A 3,774-nucleotide genomic window follows, 5' to 3' on the forward strand; every position below is an offset into this window, starting at 1 on the left:
CTCTTATTGCACGGCAAAAACTGTTTACGGCATTTTGGGTATCAAAGTATGGGTGTTTAAGGGAGAAATTATTCCTGGACAGGAACCAGATCCATTACCACCAGCAAGCCGCGATCGCGAACGTGACCCCCGCGATCGTGATCGAGAACCCCGTCGCCGTCAACAACAACGTCGTCGCCAGCAATTTGAAGACCGCTCAAATGAAGGATAAATCGTCATTAGTCATTAGTCATTAGTCATTAGGAAATGGCAGATGACAAATGACAAAGGACAAATGACAAATGACAAGTAACAAACCATGTTAAGCCCTAGAAGAACTAAATTCCGCAAACAACAGCGCGGACGGATGGAAGGACTAGCCACCCGTGGTAGTACCCTCAACTTCGGTGATTTTGCACTCCAAGCTCAAGAACCTGCTTGGATTACCTCGCGTCAAATCGAGGCTTCCCGTCGGGCAATGACTCGTTATATTCGTCGGGGTGGACAAATCTGGATTCGGATTTTCCCTGATAAACCAGTAACCATGCGTCCTGCTGAAACCCGGATGGGTTCCGGTAAAGGTAATCCAGAGTTTTGGGTAGCTGTAGTCAAGCCAGGACGAATTTTGTTTGAAATCGGTGGGGTTTCTGAAGAAATCGCTCGTGAAGCGATGCGTTTGGCTTCATTTAAATTGCCCATCAAAACTAAGTTTGTTGTGCGCTCTCAACCACAGGAGCAGGAGTAGCTTATGCCTCTTCCCAAAATTTCAGAAGCTAGAGAATTAAGCGACGAAAAGCTCTCTGATGAAATTGTCGCGATCAAAAGACAACTATTTCAGTTGCGCTTGCAAAAAGCCACCAGACAACTAGAAAAGCCCCATCAGTTTCGACAATTGCGCCACCGCCTAGCCCAATTGCTGACGCTAGAAACAGAACGCAAACGGGCAGCAAGTCAATCGGCTAAAGAAGAAAAGTAGGAGATTATGGCAGTTAAAGAACGAGTTGGCTTGGTAGTGAGCGATAAAATGCAAAAAACTGTGGTAGTCGCCATAGAAAACCGCGCTCCTCACCCCAAGTACGGCAAGATTGTGGTTAACACCCAACGATATAAAGTTCACGACGAAGAAAATCAGTGTAAAGTAGGCGATCGCGTTCGCATTCAGGAAACAAGACCCCTGAGCAAAACCAAGCGCTGGAAAATCACAGAAGTCCTGAACGTCAAGCCTACTTAAACCTCATCGTTGTTAGAAACTAACAACATTACAAGGGAGAATAATTGTGATTCAACCCCAGACTTACCTGAATGTCGCAGATAATAGCGGCGCTCGTAAATTAATGTGTATCCGCATCTTAGGCGGAGGCAACCGTCGTTATGGTTTTATCGGTGATAAGATTATCGCCGTTGTCAAAGATGCTACACCAAACATGGCTGTAAAAAAGTCTGATGTTGTGGAAGCAGTAATTGTTCGGACTCGGAAAGCTGTAAGTCGTGACAGCGGCATGAGTATTCGCTTTGATGATAACGCTGCTGTAATCATCAACAAAGACGGTAATCCCAGAGGCACACGGGTTTTTGGCCCAGTTGCACGGGAACTGCGCGATAAAAACTTCACCAAAATTGTTTCTCTGGCTCCGGAGGTGCTTTAATGGCAACCAAACAGGGTACGCCCAAAGTATTCCACAAAATGCACGTCAAAACTGGCGACACCGTCCAAGTGATTGCTGGTAAAGACAAAGGAAAAGTTGGCGAAATTACTCAGGCACTTCCCCAACTGAGTAAAGTCATCGTCAAAGGTGTCAACATTAAAACTAAGCACGTCAAACCCCAGCAAGAAGGGGAATCAGGGCGAATTATTACCCAAGAATTCCCAATTCATAGCTCCAACGTGATGCTTTATTCCACCAAGCAAAACGTTGCTAGTCGTGTTGGTTACACCTTTACCTCAGAAGGCAAAAAGGTCAGAAAACTCAAGAAAACTGGCGAAATTCTAGATAAATAGTCATTAGTCATTGGTCATTAGTCATTAGTTATTTAGTAAAAAGACAAATAACAAAAGACAAAGGACAAATAACAAAGGACAATAAAAGTTCCCTGACCAAGCCCAGGGATATCAGGACAAAAAACTATGCCGACAACAAGACTCAAAACCTTATATCAAGAAACAATCGTCCCCAAACTGATTAATCAGTTTCAATATACCAACGTTCATCAAGTACCGAAGTTGGTAAAGGTTACGATTAACCGGGGTTTGGGTGAAGCAGCTCAAAATGCGAAGTCTCTAGAGGCATCCATTAACGAAATTGCCTTGGTAACAGGTCAAAAACCAGTGGTGACACGGGCGAAAAAGGCGATCGCTGGCTTTAAGATTCGTCAAGGGATGCCTGTGGGGATCATGGTGACACTCAGAGCCGAACGGATGTATGCCTTTTTCGATCGGTTAGTTAGCCTGTCACTACCCAGAATTCGAGATTTTCGCGGCGTTAGCCCTAAAAGCTTTGACGGACGCGGTAACTACACTCTAGGTGTGAGAGAACAGCTAATTTTTCCAGAAGTTGAATACGACAGCATCGATCAAGTGCGTGGGATGGATATTTCCATCATCACCACAGCAACAAACGACGAAGAAGGACGCGCCTTACTTAAAGAATTAGGAATGCCCTTTCGCGATCAGTAAGTTCATCTATAGAGGGAACGATGGCGGCTAACGACACAATTGCAGATATGCTGACGCGCATCCGCAATGCCAACCTGGCGCGGCATCAAACTACACAAGTGCCAGCTACAAAATTGACCCGCAGCATTGCCAAAGTGCTACGGGAGGAAGGCTTTATTGCTGAAATCGAAGAAGCAGAAGAAGGGGTAAAACGCAATCTGGTGATTTCCCTGAAATACAAGGGAAAAAACCGTCAGCCTCTAATCACCGCCTTAAAGCGAGTGAGTAAGCCTGGCTTGCGTGTTTATTCAAATCGAAAAGAATTACCAAGGGTACTAGGCGGCATTGGCATTGCCATTATTTCTACATCCAGTGGCATTATGACTGACCGCGAAGCGCGGCGTCAAAACTTGGGTGGAGAAGTACTTTGTTACGTTTGGTAGTCATTGGTCATTAGTCATTTGTCATTAGTCATTTGTCATTAGTGAAAGACAAACGACAAGGGACAAAGGACAAAGGACAAATAACAAAGGACAAAAAGTCATGTCACGTATTGGTAAACGTCCAATTACTATTCCCGCCAAAGTTCAAGTGGCGATCGATGGTACGAATATTGTGGTGAAAGGCCCGAAAGGAGAACTTTCTCGCACTCTCAGAGATAATGTCTCACTCTCTCAAGAGGGAGAAATATTACACGTAAATCGTCGGGATGAAACTCGGACATCGAAGCAGCTACACGGCTTGAGCCGGACTTTAGTTGCCAACATGGTCGAGGGAGTTTCCCAAGGTTTTCAGCGCCGTTTGGAAATTCAAGGCGTTGGTTATAGGGCACAACTTCAAGGGCGTAACCTAGTTTTAAATATGGGTTACAGCCATCAAGTGCAAATTGAACCACCAGATGGAATTCAATTTGCTGTAGAAGGTACTACTAACGTCATTGTCAGTGGCTATGACAAAGAAATCGTAGGTAACACAGCCGCCAAAATTCGTGCTGTTCGTCCACCAGAACCTTACAAAGGTAAAGGCATCCGCTATGCCGGTGAAGTGGTCAGAAGGAAAGCTGGTAAGACTGGTAAGGGTGGTAAAAAGTAGAAATGAAACTTACTCGTAGAGAATCAAAAAACCGTCGTCATCGGCGCGTT

At 45.0% G+C, this 3,774-nt stretch carries 8 protein-coding genes and 1 pseudogene; all 9 read left to right on the forward strand.

Annotated elements, in window-relative coordinates; translation table 11 throughout:
• Nucleotides 1-211 (forward strand): annotated as a pseudogene (locus IQ229_RS17495) (30S ribosomal protein S3); the annotation flags it as partial.
• Nucleotides 212-298: 87 nt separating this feature from the next.
• Nucleotides 299-724, forward strand: a complete 426-nt coding sequence (rplP, locus tag IQ229_RS17500; protein ID WP_194045881.1) for a 50S ribosomal protein L16 — start codon at nt 299-301, stop codon at nt 722-724.
• 3 nt (nt 725-727) lie between these two features.
• On the forward strand, nt 728-955 hold the full coding sequence (gene rpmC / locus IQ229_RS17505; protein ID WP_094349092.1) for a 50S ribosomal protein L29: 228 nt from the start codon (nt 728-730) through the stop codon (nt 953-955).
• A 6-nt stretch (nt 956-961) separates the two neighbouring features.
• Nucleotides 962-1,210 (forward strand): 30S ribosomal protein S17, encoded by a 249-nt coding sequence (gene rpsQ, locus IQ229_RS17510; RefSeq protein ID WP_094349093.1) that lies wholly within the window; start codon nt 962-964, stop codon nt 1,208-1,210.
• A 46-nt stretch (nt 1,211-1,256) separates the two neighbouring features.
• On the forward strand, nt 1,257-1,625 hold the full coding sequence (gene rplN, locus IQ229_RS17515; protein WP_069070772.1) for a 50S ribosomal protein L14: 369 nt from the start codon (nt 1,257-1,259) through the stop codon (nt 1,623-1,625).
• On the forward strand, nt 1,625-1,978 hold the full coding sequence (gene rplX / locus IQ229_RS17520) for a 50S ribosomal protein L24 (protein WP_069070771.1): 354 nt from the start codon (nt 1,625-1,627) through the stop codon (nt 1,976-1,978). The genes rplN and rplX overlap by 1 nt, the downstream gene beginning before the upstream one ends.
• Before the next feature lie 126 nt (nt 1,979-2,104).
• A complete protein-coding gene (gene rplE / locus IQ229_RS17525; protein ID WP_194045883.1) occupies nt 2,105-2,653 on the forward strand; it encodes a 50S ribosomal protein L5 in 549 nt (182 codons plus the stop codon).
• A 20-nt stretch (nt 2,654-2,673) separates the two neighbouring features.
• Nucleotides 2,674-3,075, forward strand: coding sequence for a 30S ribosomal protein S8 (rpsH, locus tag IQ229_RS17530; protein WP_094349096.1), 402 nt, complete (start codon nt 2,674-2,676; stop codon nt 3,073-3,075).
• A gap of 100 nt (nt 3,076-3,175) precedes the next feature.
• A complete protein-coding gene (gene rplF, locus IQ229_RS17535) occupies nt 3,176-3,724 on the forward strand; it encodes a 50S ribosomal protein L6 (protein ID WP_163927942.1) in 549 nt (182 codons plus the stop codon).
• Nucleotides 3,725-3,774: the final 50 nt, after the last annotated feature.

The organism is Nostoc cf. edaphicum LEGE 07299, from assembly GCF_015207245.1.
Taxonomy (GTDB): Bacteria; Cyanobacteriota; Cyanobacteriia; order Cyanobacteriales; family Nostocaceae; genus Nostoc; species Nostoc edaphicum_B.

Bases quoted from the DNA above. Each gene is read 5' to 3' on its own strand.
- rplP (WP_194045881.1), top strand. From the start codon at position 299: ATGTTAAGCCCTAGAAGAACTAAATTCCGCAAACAACAGCGCGGACGG.
- rpmC (WP_094349092.1), top strand. From the start codon at position 728: ATGCCTCTTCCCAAAATTTCAGAAGCTAGAGAATTAAGCGACGAAAAG.
- rpsQ (WP_094349093.1), top strand. From the start codon at position 962: ATGGCAGTTAAAGAACGAGTTGGCTTGGTAGTGAGCGATAAAATGCAA.
- rplX (WP_069070771.1), top strand. From the start codon at position 1,625: ATGGCAACCAAACAGGGTACGCCCAAAGTATTCCACAAAATGCACGTC.
- rplE (WP_194045883.1), top strand. From the start codon at position 2,105: ATGCCGACAACAAGACTCAAAACCTTATATCAAGAAACAATCGTCCCC.
- rpsH (WP_094349096.1), top strand. From the start codon at position 2,674: ATGGCGGCTAACGACACAATTGCAGATATGCTGACGCGCATCCGCAAT.
- rplF (WP_163927942.1), top strand. From the start codon at position 3,176: ATGTCACGTATTGGTAAACGTCCAATTACTATTCCCGCCAAAGTTCAA.